Raw genomic sequence first — 22,627 nt, 5'->3', positions numbered from 1 at the left:
AGGGCATAGAATGAACGATCCTATCGGCGATATGCTCACCCGTATCCGCAACGCACAGATGCGCGGCAAGTCCACAACCATGACACCGGCTTCCAAGCTGCGTGGCCGCGTTCTCGCGGTGATGGCGGACGAAGGCTACATCCGCGGTTTCGAAGAAACCAAAGATGTGAATGGCCACCCCGCATATGAAATCAGCCTCAAGTACTACGATGGCACCCCTGTGATCCGCGAGCTCAAGCGCGTGTCCAAGCCGGGCCGTCGTGTGTATCTGGGTGTGGAAGACATCCCGCAGGTCCGTCAGGGTCTGGGTGTGTCGATCGTGTCCACGTCCAAAGGCGTCATGACCGATGCAAGTGCCCGCAGCCACAATGTTGGCGGCGAAGTACTTTGCACTGTCTTCTAAGGAGGTCTGGTAATGTCTCGTATTGGTAAACAGCCGGTCGAGCTGCCCTCGGGTGTCTCTGCGTCCGTGTCTGGCCAGACCGTCGAAGTGAAAGGCCCGAAAGGCGCCAAGAGCTTCACCGCGACCGATGATGTGACCATCTCGGTTGAAGATAACGTGATCACCGTCACGCCGCGTGGCAAGTCCAAGCGCGCACGCCAGCAGTGGGGCATGTCCCGCACGATGGTTGCGAACTTGGTGCATGGTGTAACCAACACTTTCAAGAAAGAGCTTGAAATTCAGGGTGTTGGTTACCGTGCTCAGCTTCAGGGCAATGTCCTGAAACTGAACCTTGGCCTGTCGCATGACGTTGATTTCCAAATTCCTGACGGTGTGACCGTCACATGCCCCAAGCAAACAGAGATCGTGATCGAAGGTCAGGACGCTCAGCTGGTGGGTCAGGTGGCTGCGAACATTCGCGACTGGCGTCGTCCTGAGCCCTACAAAGGCAAAGGCATTCGCTATAAGGGCGAATTCATCTTCCGTAAGGAAGGCAAGAAGAAGTAAGGACGCAAGGACATGGCAAACAGTAAACGTGATCTGTTCCAAAAGCGCCGTCTGCGCGTTCGGAACAAACTTCGCAAGGTCAATGCAGGGCGCGTGCGCCTCAGCGTTCATCGCTCGAACAAGAACATCAGCGTTCAGCTGATCGACGACGTTCAGGGCGTGACACTGGCAGCGGCTTCGACGATGGAAAAAGAGCTTGGCGGCAAGAATGATGTCGCTTCGGCTGCAAAGGTTGGCGCGGCAATTGCCGAGCGGGCCAAAAAAGCAGGCGTGACCGAGGCTTATTTTGATCGTGGCGGTTTCCTCTTTCACGGTCGCGTCAAGGCTTTGGCTGACGCAGCCCGCGAAGGTGGACTGAAGATCTAAGGGTGGCGGTGCGTGGCATTACGCACCCTACCAACTGATTTCGCAAGGTGCGTGCTGACACGCACCTTGCTTTGCGGAAGGCTTATCCCTTCCCGATGATCCGGGAGCACCGAAAGGCTCACCTGGATTGGACAACGGGCATCAGCCCACAGAACAAAGGATGCCTAGATGGCAGAACGTGAAAACAATCGTCGTGGCAATCGTCGCGACCGTGAAGAACAGGCGCCGGAATTTGCCGATCGTCTGGTCGCAATCAACCGGGTGTCCAAGACCGTGAAGGGTGGTAAGCGTTTCGGCTTTGCCGCACTTGTCGTTGTGGGCGACCAGAAAGGCCGCGTTGGCTTTGGTAAAGGTAAAGCCAAGGAGGTCCCCGAGGCCATCCGTAAGGCGACCGAGCAAGCCAAGCGCAAGATGATGCGCGTTCCGCTGCGCGAAGGCCGCACGTTGCACCACGACATGGAAGGCCGTCATGGTGCAGGTCGCGTCGTGATGCGTACAGCTCCGCAAGGTACTGGTATCATTGCCGGTGGTCCGATGCGTGCCGTATTTGAAATGCTGGGTGTTCAGGACGTGGTTGCAAAATCGATCGGTTCGCAGAACCCCTACAACATGATCCGCGCCACGCTTGATGGCCTCTCCAAAGAGTCCAGCCCGCGCTCCGTTGCGCAACGTCGTGGTAAGAAAGTGGCTGACATCCTGCCCAAGCGTGAAGACGCGCCGCAGGAAAGTGCCCAAGTCGCTGAGGAGGCCTGATCACTATGGCTAAGACAATTGTTGTAAAGCAGATCGGCTCCCCGATCCGCCGCCCCGCCATCCAGCGCCAGACGCTGATCGGTTTGGGTCTGAACAAGATGCACAAGACCCGTGAGCTTGAGGACACACCTGCCATCCGTGGCATGGTCCGCAAAGTGTCTCACATGGTCGAGATCATTGAAGAGCGCGGCTGATTTATCGGCTCTGCCTATCCGGTAAGGATAGCCCCATCGCAACAAAGTGATGGCCGACAAGACACAAAGCCCTTCGGTTTTCCGGGGGGCTTTTTGTGTTTCAGCAAAAACGATATCTGAAGTCGCAAATTCCTTTTCCCCACTTTGTCGCCGAATGTCTGCCGGAATACGCCCCTAAATCCGATACCAAGTTGTCTTGGTTGAATTGGGTATCGCATGATTAAGAAAGTCATTCCGGGGATCATTGTTCTGAGCGTCTCCATCAGTGCTGTGGTCGGGGCGACTATGCTCAAACCAATGTTGGAAGATACGGTCCGCACCTTGCCTCTGAATGTCTAAATGGCGATCGCGGCAGTTGGATTGCTCTTCTTCTTCGCATTAATGATCATCGTGTTCGATCGAACTAGATCGGCAGAACAGTCGACTTCTGATCAAGAAGTGGTCACCGCAAGGTCAAAACCGCAGACACAATCCGTCAACACACCGCCCACAAGTGTTCCGCAAACAGAGGTCGTCAATCTGCAGCGTAAAAAGGCGCGAACTGTGCAGGAACGGCCTATGTACGCGGCAGACCGACTGCCAGAGGATGTGAATGCGGTGATCAACTATATCTTGGAGCACAGCTTGCCTTGGCACCTTGAAAACGTTGCAGAGGTTGGGGAGTTCGAAGATCTCATTCACCGCAATACGGATCAGGAAATGTGGCTGCAATTGGCAGGTGCAATGAATAGCGATGTTGCAAGCACCTATGAATGTCTATCTGCGATGTCGGACCATCCTGCCTGTCAGAATGCTGTCGCTGTCGCCATTCTTCATAAGCTAGGCGTCGCGCCCCTTGTATCGCTTGTCGCACAGAAACTTTCCGGTCCAGTGCCCAGGGAACGGTATTTCATGGATGAAAGTAGCGTGTCCAAGGTATTACCGCCTTGGGAGGGTGACGACATTCACGACAGGGTTTCGTAACTTAGAAACAGACGCTGCTGTTTGCGTCACAAGTGCTACTCTGCCCCTTGATCCGGCATCGGCAACCCTCTATACGCCCCCGGTGGCCCGAAGGGGTCCTGAGTCTAAAACCAAGAAAAGCCGCGTTCGTCCCACATCGCTTCGGGGGCGTTTCCGGCAAAGGAGAAGCGATATGAAACTGCACGAACTGCACGACAATCCCGGCGCAACCAAGCGCAAAAAGCGCGTTGGCCGTGGTCCGGGCTCCGGCCTGGGTAAAATGGGTGGCCGTGGTATCAAAGGTCAGAAATCCCGTTCGGGTGTGGCCATCAAGGGCTACGAGGGTGGCCAGATGCCGCTCTACCAGCGTCTTCCCAAGCGTGGCTTCAACAAGCCGAACCGCAAGGCGTTTGCCGTGGTCAACCTTGGCCTGATCCAGAAATTCGTCGACGCTGGCAAGCTCGATGCGAAAGGCACCATCGACGAGGACGCACTGGTCGCATCCGGTCTGGTCCGCCGCAAGCTGGACGGCATCCGCGTTCTTGCCAAGGGCGATATCACTGCGAAAGTGACACTGGCAGTCACCGGCGCTTCGAAATCCGCAATCGATGCGGTGGAGAAGGCTGGCGGCTCTCTGACGGTCACAACCGCGCAGGCTGCCGAATAAGAGGTTGTGAGCGGCCTCTGCGCCGCTTACATACCCTCCAGAGCTTTCCAAACGCCGCCTGAGCCGGACCGCTCATGGCGGCGTTCATTATAAAAGAGACCCGCATGGTATCAGCAGCAGAACAAATGGCCGCGAATACAAGCTGGGCTGCGCTCGGCAAAGCGACCGATTTGCGCAACCGCATCCTGTTTACGCTTGGCCTTCTGATCGTTTACCGCATCGGCACTTTCATCCCCGTTCCCGGGATTGATGGCATCGCCCTGCGCGAATTCATGGAGCAGGCGCAGCAGGGCATCGGGGGCATCCTGACGATGTTCACCGGCGGTGCCTTGGGTCGCATGGGCATCTTTGCCCTTGGCATCATGCCTTATATTTCGGCCTCGATCATCGTTCAGCTTTTGGCTTCCATGGTGCCGTCGCTGGAACAGTTGAAAAAAGAGGGCGAAGCGGGCCGCAAGAAGATTGCTCAGTACACCCGCTACGGCACGGTGTTCCTAGCAACGTTTCAGGCGTATGGCCTTGCGGTCAGCCTTGAGGCGGGTGATCTTGTCACCGATCCGGGCTGGTTCTTCCGAGCGTCCTGCGTGATCACCCTTGTGGGTGGCACAATGTTCCTGATGTGGCTGGGTGAACAGATTACCGCACGCGGCGTCGGCAACGGCATTTCGCTCATCATCTTTGTCGGCATCATCGCCGAAGTTCCCGCCGCTCTGGCGCAGTTCTTTGCCTCAGGTCGTTCGGGTGCCATCAGCCCTGCGGTGATCGTGGGGGTGATCCTCATGGTCATTCTGGTGATCATGTTCGTGGTCTTCATGGAGCGTGCGCTCCGAAAGATCACCATCCAGTATCCCCGTCGCCAGATGGGCATGAAAATCGCAGAAGCGCAGAACAGCCACCTGCCGGTCAAGGTCAACCCGTCGGGCGTGATCCCGGCGATCTTCGCCAGCTCGCTGCTGCTGCTGCCGACAACGATCAGCACCTTCAGCGGTCAGAATTCCGGTCCGGTGATGTCGACGATCCTTGCCTATTTCGGGCCAGGACAGCCGCTTTACCTTTTGTTCTTCGGGGCGATGATCGTCTTCTTCGCCTATTTCTACACCTTCAACGTGTCGTTCAAAGTCGATGACGTGGCCGACAACCTGAAAAACCAGAACGGCTTTGTACCGGGTATCCGTCCGGGCAAGAAAACCGCGGAATATCTTGAATACGTGGTGAACCGCGTGCTGGTTCTGGGGTCTGCCTATCTGACTGCGGTCTGTCTGTTGCCCGAAGTTCTGCGCGGTCAATTTGCGATCCCATTCTATTTTGGTGGCACATCTGTACTGATCGTCGTGTCGGTAACGATGGACACGATCCAACAGGTGCAAAGCCATCTTCTGGCGCATCAATACGAAGGTCTTATTCAAAAGTCGCAGCTTCGCGGCAAGGGTAAGTCCAAAGGCAAAAGACGGAGCCCGGCGCGCCGATGAATATCATACTTTTGGGCCCGCCGGGTGCGGGCAAAGGCACTCAGGCGCGGTTCCTCTGTGACGAACGTGACATGATCCAGCTTTCGACCGGCGACATGCTGCGCGAAGCCAAGGACAGTGGCACAGAGATGGGCAAGGTCGTTGCTGACGTGATGGCGCGTGGTGAGTTGGTGACGGACGAGATCGTCATTGGCCTGATCCGCGAAAAGCTAGAGGGCGACAAAAAGGGTGGCTTCATCTTTGACGGCTTCCCGCGCACTCTGGCCCAAGCGGATGCATTGGGCGAACTGCTTGCCGAAGAAGGCGAGACACTCGACGCGGTGATTGAGATGCAGGTCGACGACAATGCGCTTGTCGCCCGCATCACGGCACGTTCCACCTGCGGATCCTGCGGTGAGGTCTACAATGACCATACTAAGCCAATCCCGGCGGATGGCAAATGCACCAATTGCGGCGGTACTGAATTCAAGCGCCGCGCGGACGACAACGAGGACAGCCTCAAGCAGCGTCTGATGGAGTATTACAAAAAGACCTCGCCTTTGATCGGCTATTACTATGCCAAGGGGCAACTGTCCTCGGTCGACGGTCTTGGCGAGATGGCAGCGGTGAAAGCGGACATCGCCAAGGTGTTGGACGCCTGAACGACGTAGGAAAGCTTGGCAGACCTGGCGCGCGCGCAATGAGGTCTGCCATGCCCTTGACGCGGGTGAAAAACGCTCCTATCTACCGCCATCTCTTAACTGAGAATCACCATCGCATGTTGGGTCGCACCCACATGCGGATCACCTGATCAGCTAGGGGCCCCAAGGGTAAAACCGACGGGCCTTATGTTGTGAAAAAAGGGTCTGGCGTTACGGACCCGCAACGAAAAGGAAGTCCTACGTGGCACGTATTGCTGGCGTGAACATTCCCACAGGGAAGCGTGTTCCAATCGCCCTCACCTATATCACCGGTATTGGCCATACCTCCGCAAAAGCGATTTGCGAAGCGGTCAACATCGATCCGACTCGTCGTGTGAACGAACTGAGCGACGCTGAAGTGCTCGCCGTGCGTGAACATATCGACGCCAACTTCACTGTCGAAGGCGATCTGCGCCGCGAGACACAGATGAATATCAAGCGTCTGATGGACCTTGGCTGCTACCGTGGCCTGCGTCATCGTCGCAACCTGCCCGTACGCGGTCAGCGGACCCACACCAACGCTCGTACTCGCAAAGGCCCCGCAAAGGCTATTGCTGGTAAGAAGAAATAAGGGAGGTCCGAACCAATGGCACGTGATACCCGTCGTGGAGGCAAGAAGAAGGTCTCCAAGAACATCGCAGCTGGCGTCGCACATGTGAACTCCAGCTTCAACAACACCAAGATCCTGATCTCCGACGTGCAGGGCAACGCCATTTCGTGGTCGTCTGCCGGCACCATGGGCTTCAAAGGCTCGCGGAAATCCACACCTTATGCGGCCCAGCTGGCTGCCGAAGATGCGGGCCGCAAGGCGCAGGAACATGGCGTCAAGACGCTCGAAGTCGAAGTTCAGGGCCCCGGTTCGGGTCGTGAATCGGCTCTGCGCGCGCTGGCTGCTGTCGGTTTCAACATCACTTCGATCCGTGATGTGACCCCGATCGCACACAATGGCTGCCGTCCGCCGAAGCGCCGTCGCGTCTAAAAGCGAACACTTTATTGGCATGGCCCCACCCTTTGGTGGGGTCGTGCTTTCGTCATTTTAACCTCGGGCGTTTTTGCCTTTCGGACATGGGGCAGAAACAAGAATGGAGGGACGCATGATCCACAAAAACTGGGCAGAACTGATCAAGCCGACACAGCTTGAAGTCAAGCCGGGCGCTGATCCGTCGCGTGTCGCGACCGTTGTCGCCGAACCGCTTGAGCGCGGCTTTGGTCTCACGCTGGGCAACGCGCTGCGTCGCGTTCTGCTGTCGTCGCTTCAGGGTGCCGCAATCACCTCCGTACAGATCGACAACGTGCTGCACGAGTTCTCCAGCGTTGCTGGCGTTCGCGAAGACGTGACCGACATCGTTTTGAACCTCAAGGGTGTCTCGCTCCGCATGGAAGTCGAAGGCCCCAAGCGCGTGTCGATCAACGCCAAGGGTCCGGGTGTCGTCACTGCCGGTGACATCTCGGAAACCAACGGCATCGAAGTGCTGAACCGCGACCACGTGATTTGCCACCTCGACGACGGCGCAGACCTTTACATGGAACTGACGGTCAACACCGGCAAGGGCTATGTTTCGGCTGACAAGAACCGCCCCGAAGACGCGCCCATCGGCCTGATGCCGATCGACGCGATCTATTCGCCGGTCAAAAAGGTCGCCTATGACGTGCAACCGACTCGCGAAGGTCAGGTTCTAGACTACGACAAGCTGACCATGAAAATCGAAACCGATGGGTCTCTGACCCCGGAAGATGCCGTCGCTTACGCCGCGCGCATTGTTCAGGACCAGCTGTCGATCTTCGTCAACTTCGACGAGCCGGAATCGGCCCGCCCGCAGGACGACGACGATGGTCTCGAGTTCAACCCGCTTCTGCTCAAGAAAGTGGACGAACTGGAACTGTCTGTCCGTTCGGCGAACTGCCTGAAGAACGACAACATCGTCTATATCGGCGACCTGATCCAGAAAACCGAAGCCGAGATGCTCCGCACCCCGAACTTTGGCCGCAAGTCCTTGAACGAGATCAAGGAAGTGCTGTCGGGTATGGGTTTGCACCTTGGTATGGACGTCGAAGATTGGCCGCCAGACAACATCGAAGACCTGGCGAAAAAACTGGAAGACAACTTTTAAGACATTTGGGTGAGGGGAAACCTTCACCCAATCGGGCACCCGCCCCAAGGAGAGCCGCTGACACGCATCGGTGGCCGGACAAAGCAAAAACGCCCGTAGAGGGCACATTAGGAGAAGACACATGCGTCACGCACGAGGCTACCGCCGCCTGAACCGCACCCATGAGCACCGCAAGGCGCTCTTTGCAAACATGGCTGGCTCGCTCATCGAACATGAGCAGATCAAGACCACCCTGCCGAAAGCCAAGGAACTGCGCCCGATCGTTGAAAAGCTGATCACGCTGGGCAAGCGCGGCGATCTGCACGCCCGCCGTCAGGCGCGCGCCGCTCTCAAGCAGGACATGCTGGTCACCAAGCTGTTCGACATCCTTGGCCCGCGTTACGCCGAGCGTCAGGGCGGCTATGTCCGCATCCTGAAGGCCGGCTTCCGCTATGGCGACATGGCACCGATGGCGATCATCGAATTCGTTGACCGTGACGTCGATGCCAAAGGCGCTGCCGACAAGGCGCGCATTGCCGAATTCGAAGCGGCAGACGAAGAATAAGATCACGCCCCATTGGCACGATCACAGCCCCGCCCATGTGGCGGGGCTTTTTTGTTTTGGGACGGCTATCCGTAGGGTGTGCGTAATTTCACGCACCATTGTGAACGCCCCGGCGCGTGCCATCACGCACGCTAGTTAAACATCCAACTCCTCAACAAACCGCGCGTTTTCCTGGATATACTGGAACCGCAGCTCCGGCTTCTTGCCCATCAGCCGTTCCACCAGATCGCCGGTTTCGCCCGGTTCGTCCTCGTCGATGGTCACACGGATCAGCTTGCGCGAGGCCGGGTCCATCGTGGTTTCTTTGAGGTCCTTCGCGTCCATCTCCCCCAGACCCTTAAAGCGCTGGACGTCGATCTTGCCTTTGCCGCCAAGGCCCTTTTCCATCATCAGATCTTTTTCGGCATCGTCCGACACGTAAAGCCGCTTAGCGCCCTGCGTCAGCCGGTAAAGCGGTGGGCAGGCCAAATACAGATGTCCGGTGTCGATCATAGGTCGCATCTGGGTGAAGAAAAATGTCATCAAAAGCGCGGCAATATGGGCGCCGTCCACGTCCGCATCCGTCATGATGATAATCTTATCGTAACGAAGGTCGTCCACGTTGAACTTGGTCCCGAGCCCCACACCCAACGCCTGTGTCAGATCGCTGATTTCGGCATTGGTCCCCAGTTTAGAGGAGGCAGCCCCCAGAACGTTCAGGATTTTTCCCCGCAGCGGCAACAGCGCCTGTGTCTTGCGGTCCCGCGCCATTTTGGCCGATCCACCAGCCGAGTCGCCCTCGACGATGAACAATTCCGTGCCCTCGCGGGTTGACGAGGAACAATCGACAAGCTTGCCCGGTAACCGCAGTTTTTTCGTCGCCGACTTGCGCTGGGTCTCTTTCTCCTGCCGCCGCCGCAACCGCTCCTCAGCACGCAGCACCAGAAAGTCGAGGATTGCACCTGCGGATTTCGTATCCGCCGCCAACCAGTTGTCAAAATGGTCGCGCACCGCCCCTTCGACCAGACGCTGTGCTTCAGTGGTGGCAAGGCGGTCTTTGGTCTGGCCCACGAATTCCGGCTCACGGATGAAACAGGACACAAGCGCGCAGCCGCCTGTGATCAGGTCGTCGCGGGTGATCTGCGCGGCTTTCTTGTTGTTCGACAATTCGCCATAGGCGCGGATGCCCTTGAGGATCGCGGCCCAAAACCCGGCTTCGTGCGTGCCGCCCTCGGGTGTGGGGACGGTGTTACAGTAGGATTGAATGAACCCGTCGCGCGATGGCGTCCAGTTGATCGCCCATTCCACCTTGCCCGGCGCGTTGAACTTTTCGCGAAACTCGACCGTTCCGGCGAACGGCTTGTCCGCATAGGTCGAGGCGCTTCCCAGTGTTTCGGTCAGATAATCGCTCAGACCACCGGGAAAATGGAACGTGGCTTCGGTCGGCGTTTCGCCGTCGTTGATCGCTGATTTCCAACGAATCTCGACGCCGGAAAACAGATAGGCCTTGGACCGCACCATTTTGAGCAGACGCGCGGGTTTGAATCGGTGCGAGCCGAAGATCTGCTCGTCCGCGTGGAAGGTGACTGTGGTCCCTCGACGGTTCGGCGCTGCACCGACCTTGGCTACCGGGCCAAGCGGCACGCCGCGCGAGAAGCGCTGTTCGTAGACTTCCTTGTTCCGCGCAACCTGCACCACCATTGAATCTGACAAAGCGTTCACCACCGACGCGCCAACCCCGTGCAGACCGCCGGATGTCTCGTAGGCATCACCCGAAAACTTGCCACCCGCGTGCAACGTACACAGGATCACCTCGAGCGCGGATTTGCCTGGAAACTTGGGGTGTGGATCAATCGGAATGCCGCGCCCGTTGTCGCGGATGGTGACGGCGTAATCTTCGTGCAGTTCCACCTCGATCCGGTTGGCGTGCCCCGCCACCGCTTCGTCCATCGAGTTGTCGAGAACTTCGGCAACAAGGTGATGCAAGGCCCGTTCATCGGTGCCGCCGATATACATGCCGGGGCGCTTGCGGACGGGTTCCAGCCCTTCCAGTACCTCGATCGAGGACGCATCATAGTCGGTCGGTTCGTGTCCGGAGAGGAGGTCTTCGGCCATGGCAGCTGCTCTGTGTTTGTTGCTTTGCGCGCCAGTATGGCAGAGCGTGCGGCAAGGGGGAAGCGTCAGCGTGCCGTGTCACCCTTCATCAAGCGCTCGGCCTTGCGCCGTACCAAAACGCCCCGCAGATCGTGCATTGCCAGCAGTAGCGTATCCGTGACGATTTCCAGCTGGTCCTCGGTGGCGCGGGATTGAGCCCATTGGGTCGTGAGGTTGAGATGATCCACTGTGCGCAGAATGTCGTCCACTTCGCGATCAGCCAGAATCACCTGCCGGTCCTGCATCCAGTCACGGATGACTGTGACATCCTCGTCGCTGAGCGTGCGGTCGCCGTGAGGTTTGATCTCGCCATTGCGAATGTTGACCACGGCGATCTGGTCCATCTCGATCCGCCGCTGCGGGTTTTCGGTATCCACCCGAAAAACAAGAGCTCCGTTCTCGCGAACCCTGAAATAATAATCAGGAAGGTCTCCAGCCATATCTGCCTCACGCCCGTGTTGAAACAGGCTAACAACTTACGTTTCGGTAAGCCAGCCTTGGGGCGACCGGATGACCGGGGGAATTTTCACGGCCTGACCGCAGTCCTGAATTAGGACAGACCGGCGCAAAAGGTTTGAATGCGGCGGCATGCTTCGGACAAAGCTTCATCCGATGTCGCATAGCTGACGCGAAAATAAGGACTTAGGCCAAACGCTGCGCCAAAGACGACCGCAACGCCGTGTTCTTCCAGAAGCGCTGTTGCAAATGCCTCGTCCGTGTCGATCAAAGTGCCCTCTGCGCTGGTCTTGCCGATGCAGCCCGCAATGGATGGATAGACATAGAACGCGCCTTCCGGAACGGCGCAAGTGATGCCCTCGCAGGCGTTCAACCCCGAAACCACCAGATCCCGCCGCTTGCGGAACGCCTCGTTGCGCTCGGCCAGAAATTCCTGCGGGCCGTTCAATGCTTCGACCGTCGCCCATTGGCTGATTGAGCAGGGGTTGGTTGTGGATTGCGACTGCAGCTTGCGCATCGCTGTGATCAGGTGTTCGGGCCCTGCTGCATAGCCGATACGCCAGCCCGTCATGGCATAGGATTTGGACACACCGTTCACCGTTAGCGTGCGATCATAAAGCCCCGGTTCGACCTGTGCAGGGGTGCAGAACTGGAACCCGTCATAGGCCAGATGTTCGTACATGTCGTCGGTCATCACCCAGACATGTGGGTGGCGCATCAACACATCTGTCAACGCTTTCAACTGGTTGTGACCATAACCCGCGCCGGTCGGGTTCGACGGAGAATTGAAGATAAACCATTTGGTTTTGGGAGTGATGGCTGCCTCAAGCGCTTCGGGGGAAATACGGAATCCATCCTCGATCGTCGTTTCGACAATCACTGGCTCACCGCCGCCCAGGCGCACCATGTCTGGGTAGCTGACCCAGTAGGGGGCCGGGATGATCACCTCGTCGCCGGGGTTCAGAGTTGCCAGCAGCGCGTTGTATAGCACCTGCTTGCCACCCGTCGAAACTGCCACTTGCGACGGGGAATAGTCCAACCCGTTCTCTCGCTTGAACTTGGCGCAGATCGCCTGTTTGACCTCGGGAATGCCATCAACAGCGGTGTACTTCGTTTTTCCCGCTTCGATCGCCGCAATTGCAGCGGCTTTGATGTTGTCGGGTGTGTCAAAGTCAGGCTCACCGGCACCCAGACCGATGACATCGTGCCCTGCTGCCTTCAGCTCCATCGCCTTTTGCGAAACGGCAACTGTGGGCGAAGGGCTGACGCGGGCAAGAGTGTCGGAAAGGAATGGCATGGTCGGCCCCTGTTTGTGATTGCACCGCGACTGTCTTAGGGTGCGCAAGAAACACGATCAAGCGACGATCGCGAAAGGAGAACCAATGACCGAAAGCGACCAGAACTGGTATGCCCCTGAAATCGCAACCTTCGGCGACCGCATGACTGCCGCTCGCGAGGCAGCCGGTATGACGCAGGAGGCGTTGGCCAAGCGGTTGGGTGTCAAGAAAAGCACGCTGCGCAATTGGGAAAACGATGTGGCCGAACCGCGTGCGAACCGCCTTTCGATGCTTGCCGGGTTGTTGAATGTTTCGATGATGTGGCTCATCAACGGAGAAGGCGAAGGCATCGACGGCCCCGATGCCGAGACCGTGCCGTCTGACCTTACAGAAATCATCCTTGAAATCCGTGAAATGAAATCCGAACTGCACTACAAGGCCGAGCAGTTGGCACGGCTTGAAAAACGCCTGCGCAACTTGATGGTGCAGCCGACATGAGCGAACCTCGCGAACATCGTCTGAAGCGCCTTTCCATGCGGTCGATGCGCCGAGGGATCAAGGAGATGGACATCATTCTCTCGCGCTATGCCGAACAGCGGCTTGAAGGCTTTGATGACGCGATGCTGGATCGCTACGATACCTTGTTGTCCGAGAACGATCAGGATTTGTATCAATGGGTCAGTGGCCAGAAACCGGCTCCTGACAGCTTACGTGACATGATCGCGGATATTTCGGAAGTCGCGTTTCAGCGCTGAATCGAACGAATTCGTTTCGCTTAACCGATTATTGGGGATTATCGGTGATTCTCCTGCCTGACTGACAAGGCGGAGACAAGAATGAGCATTCATGCAGCAGTGAACAAGGGTGGTGCCGGCGGCATGCTGGACGGCTATCTCGAAGCGCTTGCACTGGTGGAGCGTCTCCACCGATTGCTTCTGGATGTGATCAAGGATGAATTTGAACGCGTCGGCATCATCGAAATCAATGCTGTTCAAGCCCTGCTTCTGTTCAACATCGGTGATAATGAAGTGACGGCGGGCGAATTGAAAACCCGTGGATATTACCAGGGCAGCAATGTCAGTTACAATCTCAAGAAATTGGTGGACATGGGATACATGCACCACCAGCGGTGCGAAATCGACCGGCGGTCTGTTCGGGTTCGGCTGACCCCACGAGGACGCGAAATCCGCGACTTGATTTCCGCGCTGTTCGCCCGCCACGCTGATGGGCTGATCTCAAAGAACGTAATCGACTTTAACACGTTGGAAGACATGAGCAGCACACTGCGCCGCATGGAACGCTATTGGACCGACCAGATCCGATATATCTACTAGCCGGGTCGCGGGCCCTGAATGGGATTGGCTCCAAGGATCATGTCATTCAATTCGCGGAACAGTTTTCGGGTCATTGCCTCGCGATACCCTTGGTATCCTTCGGACGTCTCGACAAACGCCCCAAAGCCGAAGCGGACTTCGCGATGGAAATAATCCAAAACGTCATCCGATCCTCCTAATACGGCCAAACCATTCACTGTGACATTGGAAAAGGGGAAGTTCTTGTAGGCGAGATGTGGCGGAAAGCCGTCGTTGTTTTCTCCGTCGCCTGACAAATCTATCACCTGTCGGTCACATTCGGGTCCGCGCGCCAAAAGCATTGCGCCATACCCGAGCGCATAGCCCATGGCGGTCGGAAACCGGGTGTGGCTGCGAGGCGCTGACATCAGGTTCTTGATCACGCTGTCAATCGCGGCGTTGTCGGTCAGTGCGGTCCAGTTGCTGACCATCGCACTTTGACGACGTCCGCTCCATTCATAAATCGCCAACGACACATGGCCGTTGCCCTCTAGAATGGCGCTACGGATGGCCGGGTCGGACAGCGCTGCTGCAAGACCATCACGTTGAAGGATGTATTCCTCGGCATCGACCGAAGAAGACACGTCCAGTGCAAGAAGCAGCGCCAGCCGACAATGCTCTGGCTGCGCGTGGGCCGGGACCCAAAACCACGCAGAGACAGTGCAAACAAATGCGGACAGCCAGCGCCGCATTACATTACCAGTGACCCGTGTTTTCCATGCTGGCCCAAGGCTCTTGCGGCGGCAGCGCGTCACCCAATTGCAGCAATTCGATCGAAATATTGTCAGGAGACCGGACAAAGGCCATATGCCCGTCGCGCGGCGGACGATTGATCGTGACGCCATTGTCCATAAGATGCTGGCATGTCTCGTAAATATTGTCGACGCGGTAGGCGAGGTGTCCAAAATGCCGGCTGTCGGACGGCAACCCGTCATCCCCGTCCCAGTTATAGGTCAGTTCGACTGGGCATTCTTCCTGCCCTTCGGGTGCCATGAAGATCAGCGTGAAGCGGCCCTTTTCATTGTCCGTGCGCCTGGTCTCTTTCAGGCCGAGCAATCCATAGAATTTCATTGAAGCGTCTAGGTCTTTCACGCGGACCATGGTGTGCAGGTAGCGAAGGGGCATAATGTCCTCTTGAGTTGGTTCCCAGAGAGGCTAGGCCAATTCAATCGGATGTCGAGTGGGAAAGCAGTCTTAGAACGCAGACCGGATGCCCACCTGAATGCCAAAGTTCTCGGTCTCGTAAAGGTCGATATTTGCGTGCGTGCGTTCTGCATTCAGCGTGACGGTCGGAATGAAACCGTAGAAATCCATCTCGGGGAAAGCGGCTGTCACACGGGCTTCTATGCTGCGTTCGTCGCGCCCGTTGGTCGTCAGGCTTGACCGGTCATGTCGTTTTTCCGAAAGCGTCAGACCGAAGTCCAACTGCGCCGGGCCAATGGGCGAGCCCAAACCGTACCGCGCCGAAACCGCGCGCTGGGTGTAATCCAGAAAATCTGCATCGCTTTCGGATCTCACAAAGCTGGTAGACACAGAAATTGTGTTCCCGCTTGCCAAGGACAGACCGTAGCCAAGATGGGCGCTCCAGATCGTAGCGTCCTCTCGGTTGCCTTCGCCGGCTTGGCCTTCGTGGTTGACCGACAGGCTCAACATTCCGTTGTTTGCGGTTGCGCGGCGATAATTCCCGCCAATCCGGGTGTAGGTCAAAAGCGGGTCGCCGCCATACCACGTGCGACCCAGCCGGGCGTCCCAACCAAGGCGTGCGCGGCCGCCGGGTAACGCGTAATCCTCTTGTACCCCCAAAAATACGGAGCTAGTCGCGAAATCTGCGCCGTCGGCGTCGGGCGCAAGTTCTTTGGCCTCGTCCGACAGCACATAAGTCCGATGGGAGGCTCCGAAAAGCAGGTCCGTGCGTTTGCGCGCGCTGTCAATGATCCGGTAGCGAGTGCTCAAGCCGCCCGAGATCTCGACGCCAGACAAGGCACGCGCTTCGCCTTCCAATGCAAATTCGAAAGGGAGACCGAAAAGCTCAGAGGTTTCGTTCCGGCTGCCATTATTGATGTTGGAACTGGGCGTGACCGAGAACCGCAGCGCGGTCGACCATGGATTCTGGCGGCGCACATAGCGGAAATCCTCGGTCGCACGCGCCTTGTGTGCCTCGTCAGGTGCGATCTGTATTGCTCGGCGCAGCCAGAGCTGTGCGGCTGTGCGCCGACCGGAGGACGAAAGCGCCTGCGCCATAGCAAGTGCAGCTGCATAGCGCGCCTCTTCGCCGTCAGCCAACGACCAGGAACGGCGCGCATGGGTCAGAGCGTCGTCATTGCGCCCAAGATTGCGGGCTGCGCGAGATCGGATCAAATGAGCGTCAAGATCAGTGTCGTCCCGCGCGATCAAGGCACCTGTAAGGTCAAAAGCCAGCCCAGCTTGCCCCTGTAGAACTGCTTGCCCGGCGAGATCGCGCATCTGTCCGGGCGTTAAAACCGCCTGCGCCGAGGCTTGAGCCGCAGCGAAGGCGAGTGCGCCCAGAGCAAGGCCGATCTTACGGCGCCAAAGTGGCATCACTGGCGGTAGACGATGAACCCACCGGTTTCCTGGTAGGTGCCGCCCGCAAAGCGTGGATCGTTGCCCGTCATTACCAGAACGCCGACGACTTCGCCCGCACCCTCGCCAGATATAATGGCGTAGTACGTGCCTTCGCCGCTTTCGGACACTTCACCATTGTCGAATTCCGCGATTTCAAACACTTCGCCGGCGACTTCGCCATTCGCATCGGCATCATCCGGAGAAATGACAGGCCGGATACGCGGCAGAACCGGGTTACCGTCGGCATCTGTATCCGTAACCAGTGACCGGGTTGTTGTGCCGTCCTCTGACTCATCACCGCGTGCTAGCGCGTCAATGTATTCGCCGGTGACTTCTGTTCCGTTGATGTCATAGAGGCGGCGGTTGTTCACAAAGAGTGCGACACCGCGATTGCCGTCGTTAAAGTCTTTGAAATCGATGAACATTTCGGCGTCGCCATCGACATATTCAAGCCCACCACGCCCAGAGAAAACACGGATGCCAGCGTAATCACCTGTGTAGCGGGCATCGCCGTCTTCAGGAAGAACGAGCGTGACTGCGTTGCCGTCATCGTCAAAACCGTTGCGCTGATAGACAAATCCGCCAAAGCCGAAATCGACATACGATCCCGACCTCACAATGGCGAATTCGGTTTCGCCGTTGATGCTGCTCCCGTAAATCGCGCGATAGGTGAAGGTGCGCAGTGTCGTACCGGTGACAGGATCTTCGGTGGTTTCCGCGCCTTCGTAAACGGCGAATGACCCTAACTGTGCAACACCCGTTACGGGGTCGCCACGGGTGTAAATGTTGTTGCCATCGAACGCGATGTTGTCGACGAAAAATTCATCCTGACCTTCATCGTTCAGGTAGCGAATGTTTGTTGCGTAGCCGCCACCAGATTCCTCGTCCTGCTCTTCACGGCGAACGATCTGTGAATTCGGTGTTGGGTCAGTGGTGCCGGGCGGCAATTCAGGCGTGCCACGAGTGCTTTCGATCGGGGTTTCGTCGGTTGTGCCGTCGCCATCGGTGCCACCACCCGTACCGTCGCCGGTGCCGGGGCTTTGCAGAACGTCACCACCGCCGCTTTCGCAGGCGGCCACGAAACCCAGACAGAGGATGAGAAGGAGAATGCGCGTCATTGGTGTACTGCCCCAGATTGTTCTGGTCCTCTTCGCGACCACTCGGTGAAGAAAATCCGGCAGGCGGGGGTGAAAGTCAACGCAAAGCACCACTTGGCATGTGAAAAAGGCCCTGACTGCGGCCTTGCTGCAAGATACCATCCTTGGTGGTTCCTACGGGCATACCCCCGAGATATAGTCGAAGCCGACTCATCCTAGTGGGAAAGGATTCGCCATGCCCCTGTCGCCGGAACAAGAAGCCGAAATTACCGAACAGCGCAGCGCGCCGCAGCAGACGCTGCGCGCCGTCAGCGAGGGCATGGAGGGGCATCTTTATACTGCCTATCCGGTGTTGGATCACGGGTTCATCCGTGTGGTGGATTACATGGGCGACGACGCCGCGATCTGTCAGGCGGCGCGCGTATCCTACGGCAAGGGCACGAAATCCGTACAAAACGACGAGGGGCTGATCCGGTATCTGATGCGGCACTGGCATTCGACCCCTTTCGAGATGTGCGAGATCAAGCTGCACGTCAAATTGCCGGTGTTCGTTGCGCGGCAGTGGATCAGGCACCGCACCGCCAACGTCAACGAATATTCCGCGCGGTATTCGATTCTGGATCGGGAGTTCTACATCCCTGCGCCTGACCACCTGAACGCGCAGTCGGTGATCAACAACCAAGGGCGCGGCGAAGCGTTGGAGGGCGAAGAAGCCGATCGCGTGCTGCGTTACCTGCGCGAGGATGCGATGCGCTGCTATGATCACTACGAAGAGATGATCAGCCAGGACGGTCAGCAGGGATTGGCCCGCGAATTGGCCCGGATGAACCTGCCCGCGAACATCTACACGCAATGGTACTGGAAGGTCGATCTGCACAACCTGCTCCATTTCCTCCGACTCCGGGCAGATTCGCATGCGCAGTATGAAATAAGGGTTTACGCCGAAGAGATTTGCAAAGTTGTCGCCGACTGGGTTCCCTTCGCCTACCGCGCCTTCGAGGACTACCGCATGGGGGGCGCGACGCTGTCCTCGACCGCGCTGGACTGCGTGCGGCGGATGCTCAAGGGCGAGACCGTGACGCAGGAAAACTCCGGCATGTCCAAGGGGGAATGGCGGGAGTTTGAGGGGCTGTTGAAGTAATTGTGACATGCGGAAGTTAGTGATCTTTGGAAATGGGCTCGGTCGAGCGATCTCCAACGAAGACTATAACCTTGAGGCCGCACTAAGCGCAGCCTGGGTCAACAATTCAGTTTTGTCTGATACTCAGCGCCAACTTATTAAGCAGTGTTTGCCAGAAGACGTTATTGAGAGTTCTTTGTCAGAGCCGCCAAGAAGCGAGGAGCAACTTGACAAACTTCAGCGAGTACTCGCTGCGTGCGACGAAATTGCAAAGAATGAGAACCCTGATGGTGAGCGATGGCTAACGGATCACGGACGGCAATTTCCTTATGCGATAAGAAGCTTTGTCCACTGTGCAGCAAGTCATTTTCATCAACTTCCTCATGTGCTGCCGCAAGACTTTGTAACTCCTCTTGTTGATTGGATTTATGACAGCAAAAGCCACGTTGCCACGCTCAACTATGATGAGTTGTTGTATCGGTCTTTTGTCGGAACAAAAGTCTTCAATGGCTACGATTGCCTGATCGATGGATTTTCGCGACAATTCGATACCAGTAATTTAGACCGTCGAGCCAAGAGCCGGCAGTCATTTTACTTACACCTGCACGGTAGCCCACTTTACTACACAGGTATTGATGGTTCTCTCAACAAAGGTTCTCTTAGCTCGATAAAGCAATTGGAAGGACATGCTTCCCTCCACTTGGTTCTCACGCACGTCAAACATAAAATGAGTGTTATCGCTGCATCGCCAATACTTAAAGGGTATTGGGCAAGACTGGAAGAGGCGATGAGTGAGGTCGAGTGTCTTATTCTTTTTGGGTATAGTGGGGCTGACGTACACTTAAACGGACTTATTGAACGCCATTTTTCTGATAAGGATGTGCAAATTGTAGAGCGAAAGCATGTCGAGTACGAGACTGAAGTTGGAAAGAATGAGAGATTCAGTTTCTGGGAAAAGAGGATTGGGAGGGCAAAAAAGGTCTGCTTTTGGAGAGATAATATTTTAGATTTTAACAATTGGTCGTACGAGCATATATGGAGTAGTTGAAAGCCGGATGCGTGGAACTACGCACCCGTCTATATTTTACCCCAAAATCCCGGGCCAGTTGGCCTCACCCTTGGCGATGTTACCCGGCACGTCCTGTAGCCACAATTCGCGGGCGCGGAGGTTGGCGTTGAGGTAGAGGCGGTCCTCGTAGATTGTCCAGGCTTCGGGGGTTGTCGGGGCGAGGTAGCCGCGGGAGGCGGCGAAGGCGCAGTAGCCTCCGAACGCGGGCGCGTAAGCGGTGGGGTTGGCTGCGAAGGCGTCGGCGGAGGCTTGGTCGGCAAATCGCCAGGTGGCACCTTTGTATTGAGCGGTCACCTCGCCGCCCGGCACCGGGCCGTTTGTGGTGAAATAGCCAACGGGGTCAGAGCCGTCGATGGCGATGCCAGCTTCTTGATAAATCTCTGGTTCGCGGGCGAACGCGGGGCGGGCGAGCAAAAGTGCGGGTGTGGCGAGGGCAATGGCGGAAAATGTGCGGCGGTGCATGGGCGTTCATCCTTTTTCAACAAGTCTGCGTCAGAGTTGGGGGGTAACGCCACGGAAAGAAGGAGATTGATACACAACTCGCAGGGTCGTGAAATGCCGTCATTACCCCGCGCCCCCTTGGCATTGGCCGATGTCCCGCTTATACGCCCGGTCTGATCCCGAACAGCCGGAGGCCCATGATGCAGGGCAGCGCCAATCTCAACATCATGATCAAAGCCGCCCGCAAGGCGGGTCGGTCGCTTAACAAGGACTTCCGCGAGGTCGAGAACCTTCAGACCTCGGCCGCGAATGCCGGTGAGTTTGTCGCCCGTGCGGCGGCGGCGGCAGGGGCTTTGTTGCGCGATGACCTGACAGGCGCCCGTGGCACCTATGGGTATCTCACTCCGGAGGGCGAGACCGAAGGTGAAGACCCAACACGCCGCTGGATCGTGAACCCGCTTGAGGGGCGCGCGAATTACCTGCACGGGCAGCCTCATTTTTCAGTGTCGATTGCGCTGGAGCACAAAGGACAGATCGTGTCGGCGGTGGTGTTCGATCCAGCCAAAGACGAAATGTTCTATGCCGAAAAAGGGCAGGGTGCTTGGCTAAACGACAACAAGCGCGTTCGGGTTTCGAGCCGGACCAAGCTGGTCGAAGCAGTGCTGGGTCATGCGGTGCCGTTCAGCGTGAAGCGAACCTTGCCGGCAACGCTCAAGGATCTGGCGCGCGTGATGCCGGAATGTTCGGGCATGCGTGCCTCGGGATCTTCGGCCTTGGATCTGGCCTATGTGGCTGCCGGTCGGTTTGACGGGTTTTGGCAACGCGAAGGCGCGGTTGCCGATCTTGCGGCGGGTCTTTTGATTGCGTCGGAAGCCGGCGCGTTGGTCGAAGGTGTGCGCCCTGGGCAGGTGCCCTTGGAAGACGGCGCAGTTTTATGCGCCAACAACCAGATTTTCTCGGCCTTGGCCAAGGTGATCCGCACCACTGACTGACGAAGGGCTACCCTGCCTCGACGGCTTGTGTATCATACCCCCAAAATGTGATTGGGGGATCATATGCGCCTGAAAGGAGTTCGCGGCAGCCGCAATATCGAAGATCGTCGCCGCAGTGGTGGGGGCGGTCGGGCCGGAATTGGTGGGGTCGGCCTTTTGGTGGTCCTCGCCATCGGCTATTTCGCGGGAATAGACGTCACGCCTCTGTTGCAACAGGCGACCCAACCCGCCCCTGCCTCCAGAGAACTGAGCGCTGAAGAAGAGCGCGCGGCAGAGTTCACGTCGCGGGTACTGGCCACAACAGAAACAGTGTGGAGCGACATCTTTCCGGCGCAGGTAGGGCGACCCTATGAGCCGCCGGTTCTGGTGCTTTGTTCAGGGGTGACAGCCTCGCCCTGCGGCAATGCCAGTGGGGCCACCGGGCCCTTTTACTGCCCGGCGGATGAAAAGGCCTATCTTGACACCGCGTTCTTTGCGACCCTGTCCCGGCAACTGGGCGCCCGCGGAGATTTTGCAGCGGCCTACGTGATAGCCCATGAGGTGGCGCATCATGTCCAAAACGAGTTGGGCATCTTGGGGCAAGTCAATGAACGCCGTCAGGTGGTGGGTGAGACGCAGGCCAATGCACTGACAGTGCGGCTGGAGTTGCAGGCGGATTGCCTATCAGGCGTTTGGGCGCGATCAGTCGATGGTTTGCTTGAACCCGGTGATCTGGAAGAGGCGTTGAACGCGGCGCGGATGATCGGGGACGATCACTTGCAGGAACGCGCGGGCCGCGTGCCGCAGCCGCATACATTCACGCATGGCACGTCCGAACAGAGATCCCGTTGGTTCGCCACCGGTTACCAGAGTGGCGACATCCGCAGTTGCGATACGTTCCGGGCGCAAAGGCTTTGAGATGATCGTCTACGCATTGTCCGTCGGTCAGGGAATCCTTGCCATTTCGCCCATCCCGGGGGCCGAGGGCGATTATGCGGGCGATGTACAGCACCTGATCGAATGGAAGCCGGCCATCGTCATTTCGTTGGTGAGTGAGGTTGAACTGGTGGCGGCGGGCGCAGCCGGGCTGTGGCACGATCTGGTCGATGCTGGTTGCCGTTGGGAACATCTGCCGATCACTGATTTCGGCGTCCCGGATGACACGTTTGAAGAGGCCTGGCCCGAGGTCAGCGCCAACGCACGGCGCGCGCTCACTGGCGGTGGGCGCATCCTGGTGCATTGCCGCGGCGGATGCGGGCGGTCAGGCATGGTGGCGTTGCGCCTGATGGTCGAATTGGGCGAGGCTCCGGATGATGCGCTTGATCGGCTGCGTGCTGTCCGCGCCTGTGCGATCGAGACGCCGGAACAGATGGCATGGGCGCGAGCCGCTAAACGTGCTCCGGCTGTGTTTCTGCGCCACGAAGATTGACGGGTGCGTGCGCTATAGCTTGGG

At 57.6% G+C, this 22,627-nt stretch carries 30 protein-coding genes; 22 read left to right on the top strand and 8 right to left on the bottom strand.

The features are described from left to right. Window positions 1-10: 10 nt before the first annotated feature. From rpsH to rplQ, 14 genes are all read left to right on the top strand, one after another. The gene (rpsH, locus tag ACK3EW_RS14090) at window positions 11-403 is read left to right on the top strand and encodes a 30S ribosomal protein S8 (protein WP_085628859.1); all 393 of its coding nucleotides are present in this window, start codon (window positions 11-13) and stop codon (window positions 401-403) included. Window positions 404-415: 12 nt separating this feature from the next. Then, entirely contained in the window at window positions 416-949 is a 534-nt protein-coding gene (rplF, locus tag ACK3EW_RS14085) for a 50S ribosomal protein L6 (protein ID WP_493806707.1), read from the top strand. A gap of 12 nt (window positions 950-961) precedes the next feature. Continuing rightward, window positions 962-1,315 (top strand): 50S ribosomal protein L18, encoded by a 354-nt coding sequence (gene rplR, locus ACK3EW_RS14080; RefSeq protein ID WP_085628861.1) that lies wholly within the window; start codon window positions 962-964, stop codon window positions 1,313-1,315. A 168-nt stretch (window positions 1,316-1,483) separates the two neighbouring features. Then, on the top strand, window positions 1,484-2,068 hold the full coding sequence (gene rpsE / locus ACK3EW_RS14075; RefSeq protein WP_085628862.1) for a 30S ribosomal protein S5: 585 nt from the start codon (window positions 1,484-1,486) through the stop codon (window positions 2,066-2,068). 5 nt (window positions 2,069-2,073) lie between these two features. Further along, window positions 2,074-2,262, top strand: a complete 189-nt coding sequence (rpmD, locus tag ACK3EW_RS14070; protein ID WP_085628863.1) for a 50S ribosomal protein L30 — start codon at window positions 2,074-2,076, stop codon at window positions 2,260-2,262. Between the two features lie 216 nt (window positions 2,263-2,478). Next, complete coding sequence (locus tag ACK3EW_RS14065; protein WP_493806706.1) at window positions 2,479-2,601, top strand: hypothetical protein; 123 nt, start codon at window positions 2,479-2,481, stop codon at window positions 2,599-2,601. Further along, the gene (locus tag ACK3EW_RS14060; protein WP_493806705.1) at window positions 2,602-3,225 is read left to right on the top strand and encodes a hypothetical protein; all 624 of its coding nucleotides are present in this window, start codon (window positions 2,602-2,604) and stop codon (window positions 3,223-3,225) included. Window positions 3,226-3,397: 172 nt separating this feature from the next. Beyond that, on the top strand, window positions 3,398-3,871 hold the full coding sequence (rplO, locus tag ACK3EW_RS14055) for a 50S ribosomal protein L15 (protein ID WP_493806704.1): 474 nt from the start codon (window positions 3,398-3,400) through the stop codon (window positions 3,869-3,871). A gap of 104 nt (window positions 3,872-3,975) precedes the next feature. Next, on the top strand, window positions 3,976-5,340 hold the full coding sequence (gene secY, locus ACK3EW_RS14050; protein ID WP_085628970.1) for a preprotein translocase subunit SecY: 1,365 nt from the start codon (window positions 3,976-3,978) through the stop codon (window positions 5,338-5,340). Next, entirely contained in the window at window positions 5,337-5,981 is a 645-nt protein-coding gene (locus ACK3EW_RS14045; protein WP_493806703.1) for an adenylate kinase, read from the top strand. The genes secY and ACK3EW_RS14045 overlap by 4 nt, the downstream gene beginning before the upstream one ends. A gap of 241 nt (window positions 5,982-6,222) precedes the next feature. Further along, window positions 6,223-6,591 (top strand): 30S ribosomal protein S13, encoded by a 369-nt coding sequence (gene rpsM, locus ACK3EW_RS14040; protein WP_085628867.1) that lies wholly within the window; start codon window positions 6,223-6,225, stop codon window positions 6,589-6,591. A 15-nt stretch (window positions 6,592-6,606) separates the two neighbouring features. After that, window positions 6,607-6,999 (top strand): 30S ribosomal protein S11, encoded by a 393-nt coding sequence (gene rpsK, locus ACK3EW_RS14035; RefSeq protein WP_072780049.1) that lies wholly within the window; start codon window positions 6,607-6,609, stop codon window positions 6,997-6,999. 115 nt (window positions 7,000-7,114) lie between these two features. Continuing rightward, complete coding sequence (locus ACK3EW_RS14030; RefSeq protein WP_085628868.1) at window positions 7,115-8,131, top strand: DNA-directed RNA polymerase subunit alpha; 1,017 nt, start codon at window positions 7,115-7,117, stop codon at window positions 8,129-8,131. Between the two features lie 121 nt (window positions 8,132-8,252). After that, complete coding sequence (rplQ, locus tag ACK3EW_RS14025) at window positions 8,253-8,675, top strand: 50S ribosomal protein L17 (protein ID WP_493806702.1); 423 nt, start codon at window positions 8,253-8,255, stop codon at window positions 8,673-8,675. A gap of 135 nt (window positions 8,676-8,810) precedes the next feature. Here rplQ and parE read toward each other — a convergent pair whose 3' ends face one another. The 3 genes from parE to ACK3EW_RS14010 form a co-directional block, all read right to left on the bottom strand. After that, window positions 8,811-10,769: a DNA topoisomerase IV subunit B gene (parE, locus tag ACK3EW_RS14020; RefSeq protein ID WP_493806701.1), complete on the bottom strand. Its 1,959-nt coding sequence runs from the start codon at window positions 10,767-10,769 to the stop codon at window positions 8,811-8,813. Window positions 10,770-10,834: 65 nt separating this feature from the next. Next, complete coding sequence (locus tag ACK3EW_RS14015) at window positions 10,835-11,248, bottom strand: hypothetical protein (RefSeq protein WP_085628871.1); 414 nt, start codon at window positions 11,246-11,248, stop codon at window positions 10,835-10,837. 110 nt (window positions 11,249-11,358) lie between these two features. Continuing rightward, window positions 11,359-12,561, bottom strand: coding sequence for a pyridoxal phosphate-dependent aminotransferase (locus ACK3EW_RS14010; protein ID WP_493806700.1), 1,203 nt, complete (start codon window positions 12,559-12,561; stop codon window positions 11,359-11,361). A gap of 85 nt (window positions 12,562-12,646) precedes the next feature. Between ACK3EW_RS14010 and ACK3EW_RS14005 the strand changes: the two genes are divergently transcribed. From ACK3EW_RS14005 to ACK3EW_RS13995, 3 genes are all read left to right on the top strand, one after another. Continuing rightward, window positions 12,647-13,039 carry a helix-turn-helix domain-containing protein gene (locus tag ACK3EW_RS14005; protein WP_493806699.1) on the top strand — a complete coding sequence of 131 codons (393 nt, stop codon included), beginning with the start codon at window positions 12,647-12,649 and terminating at the stop codon, window positions 13,037-13,039. After that, window positions 13,036-13,296: a succinate dehydrogenase assembly factor 2 gene (locus ACK3EW_RS14000; protein ID WP_439119365.1), complete on the top strand. Its 261-nt coding sequence runs from the start codon at window positions 13,036-13,038 to the stop codon at window positions 13,294-13,296. Before ACK3EW_RS14005 ends, ACK3EW_RS14000 begins: the two co-directional genes overlap by 4 nt. A gap of 81 nt (window positions 13,297-13,377) precedes the next feature. After that, complete coding sequence (locus tag ACK3EW_RS13995) at window positions 13,378-13,875, top strand: MarR family winged helix-turn-helix transcriptional regulator (RefSeq protein WP_085628875.1); 498 nt, start codon at window positions 13,378-13,380, stop codon at window positions 13,873-13,875. Here the strand turns inward: ACK3EW_RS13995 and ACK3EW_RS13990 are convergent. From ACK3EW_RS13990 to ACK3EW_RS13975, 4 genes are all read right to left on the bottom strand, one after another. After that, window positions 13,872-14,585, bottom strand: coding sequence for a DUF1194 domain-containing protein (locus ACK3EW_RS13990; protein WP_493806698.1), 714 nt, complete (start codon window positions 14,583-14,585; stop codon window positions 13,872-13,874). The two genes, ACK3EW_RS13995 and ACK3EW_RS13990, sit on opposite strands and share 4 nt — an antisense overlap. Window positions 14,586-14,589: 4 nt before the next feature. Beyond that, entirely contained in the window at window positions 14,590-15,018 is a 429-nt protein-coding gene (locus tag ACK3EW_RS13985; protein WP_085628877.1) for a VOC family protein, read from the bottom strand. A gap of 69 nt (window positions 15,019-15,087) precedes the next feature. Next, window positions 15,088-16,452, bottom strand: coding sequence for a hypothetical protein (locus ACK3EW_RS13980; RefSeq protein WP_493806697.1), 1,365 nt, complete (start codon window positions 16,450-16,452; stop codon window positions 15,088-15,090). Next, complete coding sequence (locus tag ACK3EW_RS13975; RefSeq protein ID WP_493806696.1) at window positions 16,452-17,594, bottom strand: hypothetical protein; 1,143 nt, start codon at window positions 17,592-17,594, stop codon at window positions 16,452-16,454. The genes ACK3EW_RS13980 and ACK3EW_RS13975 overlap by 1 nt, the downstream gene beginning before the upstream one ends. 214 nt (window positions 17,595-17,808) lie before the next feature. Here ACK3EW_RS13975 and thyX point away from each other — a divergent pair, with 214 nt between their 5' ends. Beyond that, window positions 17,809-18,714 carry an FAD-dependent thymidylate synthase gene (gene thyX, locus ACK3EW_RS13970; RefSeq protein ID WP_493806695.1) on the top strand — a complete coding sequence of 302 codons (906 nt, stop codon included), beginning with the start codon at window positions 17,809-17,811 and terminating at the stop codon, window positions 18,712-18,714. Between the two features lie 7 nt (window positions 18,715-18,721). Further along, a complete protein-coding gene (locus ACK3EW_RS13965) occupies window positions 18,722-19,741 on the top strand; it encodes an SIR2 family protein (RefSeq protein ID WP_493806694.1) in 1,020 nt (339 codons plus the stop codon). A 36-nt stretch (window positions 19,742-19,777) separates the two neighbouring features. On the opposite strand, the gene ACK3EW_RS13960 is transcribed toward ACK3EW_RS13965, so the two are convergent. Beyond that, window positions 19,778-20,224 (bottom strand): YHS domain-containing (seleno)protein, encoded by a 447-nt coding sequence (locus ACK3EW_RS13960; RefSeq protein ID WP_493806693.1) that lies wholly within the window; start codon window positions 20,222-20,224, stop codon window positions 19,778-19,780. A 179-nt stretch (window positions 20,225-20,403) separates the two neighbouring features. Between ACK3EW_RS13960 and ACK3EW_RS13955 the strand changes: the two genes are divergently transcribed. The 3 genes from ACK3EW_RS13955 to ACK3EW_RS13945 all read left to right on the top strand — a co-directional run bounded on the left by ACK3EW_RS13955 (window position 20,404) and on the right by ACK3EW_RS13945 (window position 22,603). Continuing rightward, complete coding sequence (locus ACK3EW_RS13955; RefSeq protein ID WP_439119401.1) at window positions 20,404-21,195, top strand: inositol monophosphatase family protein; 792 nt, start codon at window positions 20,404-20,406, stop codon at window positions 21,193-21,195. A 63-nt stretch (window positions 21,196-21,258) separates the two neighbouring features. After that, a complete protein-coding gene (gene ypfJ / locus ACK3EW_RS13950) occupies window positions 21,259-22,092 on the top strand; it encodes a KPN_02809 family neutral zinc metallopeptidase (protein WP_493806692.1) in 834 nt (277 codons plus the stop codon). A gap of 1 nt (window position 22,093) precedes the next feature. Beyond that, window positions 22,094-22,603 (top strand): protein-tyrosine phosphatase family protein, encoded by a 510-nt coding sequence (locus ACK3EW_RS13945; RefSeq protein WP_439119372.1) that lies wholly within the window; start codon window positions 22,094-22,096, stop codon window positions 22,601-22,603. Window positions 22,604-22,627: the final 24 nt, after the last annotated feature.

Source organism: Marivita sp. NO-S04 (genome assembly GCF_059070475.1).
The sequence above is the reverse complement of the archived record's forward strand: the minus strand, read 5'-3'. Positions and strand labels throughout refer to the sequence as shown.

What these genes read in the sequence shown, in the direction of transcription:
- parE (WP_493806701.1), bottom strand. Translation starts at nt 10,769, where the DNA reads ATGGCCGAAGACCTCCTCTCCGGACACGAACCGACCGACTATGATGCG.
- ACK3EW_RS14010 (WP_493806700.1), bottom strand. Translation starts at nt 12,561, where the DNA reads ATGCCATTCCTTTCCGACACTCTTGCCCGCGTCAGCCCTTCGCCCACA.
- ACK3EW_RS13965 (WP_493806694.1), top strand. Translation starts at nt 18,722, where the DNA reads ATGCGGAAGTTAGTGATCTTTGGAAATGGGCTCGGTCGAGCGATCTCC.
- rplF (WP_493806707.1), top strand. Translation starts at nt 416, where the DNA reads ATGTCTCGTATTGGTAAACAGCCGGTCGAGCTGCCCTCGGGTGTCTCT.
- ACK3EW_RS13990 (WP_493806698.1), bottom strand. Translation starts at nt 14,585, where the DNA reads ATGCGGCGCTGGCTGTCCGCATTTGTTTGCACTGTCTCTGCGTGGTTT.
- rpsE (WP_085628862.1), top strand. Translation starts at nt 1,484, where the DNA reads ATGGCAGAACGTGAAAACAATCGTCGTGGCAATCGTCGCGACCGTGAA.
- ACK3EW_RS14060 (WP_493806705.1), top strand. Translation starts at nt 2,602, where the DNA reads ATGGCGATCGCGGCAGTTGGATTGCTCTTCTTCTTCGCATTAATGATC.
- ACK3EW_RS14045 (WP_493806703.1), top strand. Translation starts at nt 5,337, where the DNA reads ATGAATATCATACTTTTGGGCCCGCCGGGTGCGGGCAAAGGCACTCAG.
- ACK3EW_RS14030 (WP_085628868.1), top strand. Translation starts at nt 7,115, where the DNA reads ATGATCCACAAAAACTGGGCAGAACTGATCAAGCCGACACAGCTTGAA.
- ACK3EW_RS13960 (WP_493806693.1), bottom strand. Translation starts at nt 20,224, where the DNA reads ATGCACCGCCGCACATTTTCCGCCATTGCCCTCGCCACACCCGCACTT.
- secY (WP_085628970.1), top strand. Translation starts at nt 3,976, where the DNA reads ATGGTATCAGCAGCAGAACAAATGGCCGCGAATACAAGCTGGGCTGCG.
- ACK3EW_RS13955 (WP_439119401.1), top strand. Translation starts at nt 20,404, where the DNA reads ATGCAGGGCAGCGCCAATCTCAACATCATGATCAAAGCCGCCCGCAAG.
- rplO (WP_493806704.1), top strand. Translation starts at nt 3,398, where the DNA reads ATGAAACTGCACGAACTGCACGACAATCCCGGCGCAACCAAGCGCAAA.
- rpsK (WP_072780049.1), top strand. Translation starts at nt 6,607, where the DNA reads ATGGCACGTGATACCCGTCGTGGAGGCAAGAAGAAGGTCTCCAAGAAC.
- ypfJ (WP_493806692.1), top strand. Translation starts at nt 21,259, where the DNA reads ATGCGCCTGAAAGGAGTTCGCGGCAGCCGCAATATCGAAGATCGTCGC.
- ACK3EW_RS14015 (WP_085628871.1), bottom strand. Translation starts at nt 11,248, where the DNA reads ATGGCTGGAGACCTTCCTGATTATTATTTCAGGGTTCGCGAGAACGGA.
- rpsH (WP_085628859.1), top strand. Translation starts at nt 11, where the DNA reads ATGAACGATCCTATCGGCGATATGCTCACCCGTATCCGCAACGCACAG.
- thyX (WP_493806695.1), top strand. Translation starts at nt 17,809, where the DNA reads ATGCCCCTGTCGCCGGAACAAGAAGCCGAAATTACCGAACAGCGCAGC.
- ACK3EW_RS13975 (WP_493806696.1), bottom strand. Translation starts at nt 17,594, where the DNA reads ATGACGCGCATTCTCCTTCTCATCCTCTGTCTGGGTTTCGTGGCCGCC.
- rpmD (WP_085628863.1), top strand. Translation starts at nt 2,074, where the DNA reads ATGGCTAAGACAATTGTTGTAAAGCAGATCGGCTCCCCGATCCGCCGC.
- ACK3EW_RS14000 (WP_439119365.1), top strand. Translation starts at nt 13,036, where the DNA reads ATGAGCGAACCTCGCGAACATCGTCTGAAGCGCCTTTCCATGCGGTCG.
- ACK3EW_RS13985 (WP_085628877.1), bottom strand. Translation starts at nt 15,018, where the DNA reads ATGCCCCTTCGCTACCTGCACACCATGGTCCGCGTGAAAGACCTAGAC.
- rplR (WP_085628861.1), top strand. Translation starts at nt 962, where the DNA reads ATGGCAAACAGTAAACGTGATCTGTTCCAAAAGCGCCGTCTGCGCGTT.
- ACK3EW_RS13995 (WP_085628875.1), top strand. Translation starts at nt 13,378, where the DNA reads ATGAGCATTCATGCAGCAGTGAACAAGGGTGGTGCCGGCGGCATGCTG.
- ACK3EW_RS14065 (WP_493806706.1), top strand. Translation starts at nt 2,479, where the DNA reads ATGATTAAGAAAGTCATTCCGGGGATCATTGTTCTGAGCGTCTCCATC.
- ACK3EW_RS13945 (WP_439119372.1), top strand. Translation starts at nt 22,094, where the DNA reads ATGATCGTCTACGCATTGTCCGTCGGTCAGGGAATCCTTGCCATTTCG.
- ACK3EW_RS14005 (WP_493806699.1), top strand. Translation starts at nt 12,647, where the DNA reads ATGACCGAAAGCGACCAGAACTGGTATGCCCCTGAAATCGCAACCTTC.
- ACK3EW_RS13980 (WP_493806697.1), bottom strand. Translation starts at nt 16,452, where the DNA reads ATGCCACTTTGGCGCCGTAAGATCGGCCTTGCTCTGGGCGCACTCGCC.
- rplQ (WP_493806702.1), top strand. Translation starts at nt 8,253, where the DNA reads ATGCGTCACGCACGAGGCTACCGCCGCCTGAACCGCACCCATGAGCAC.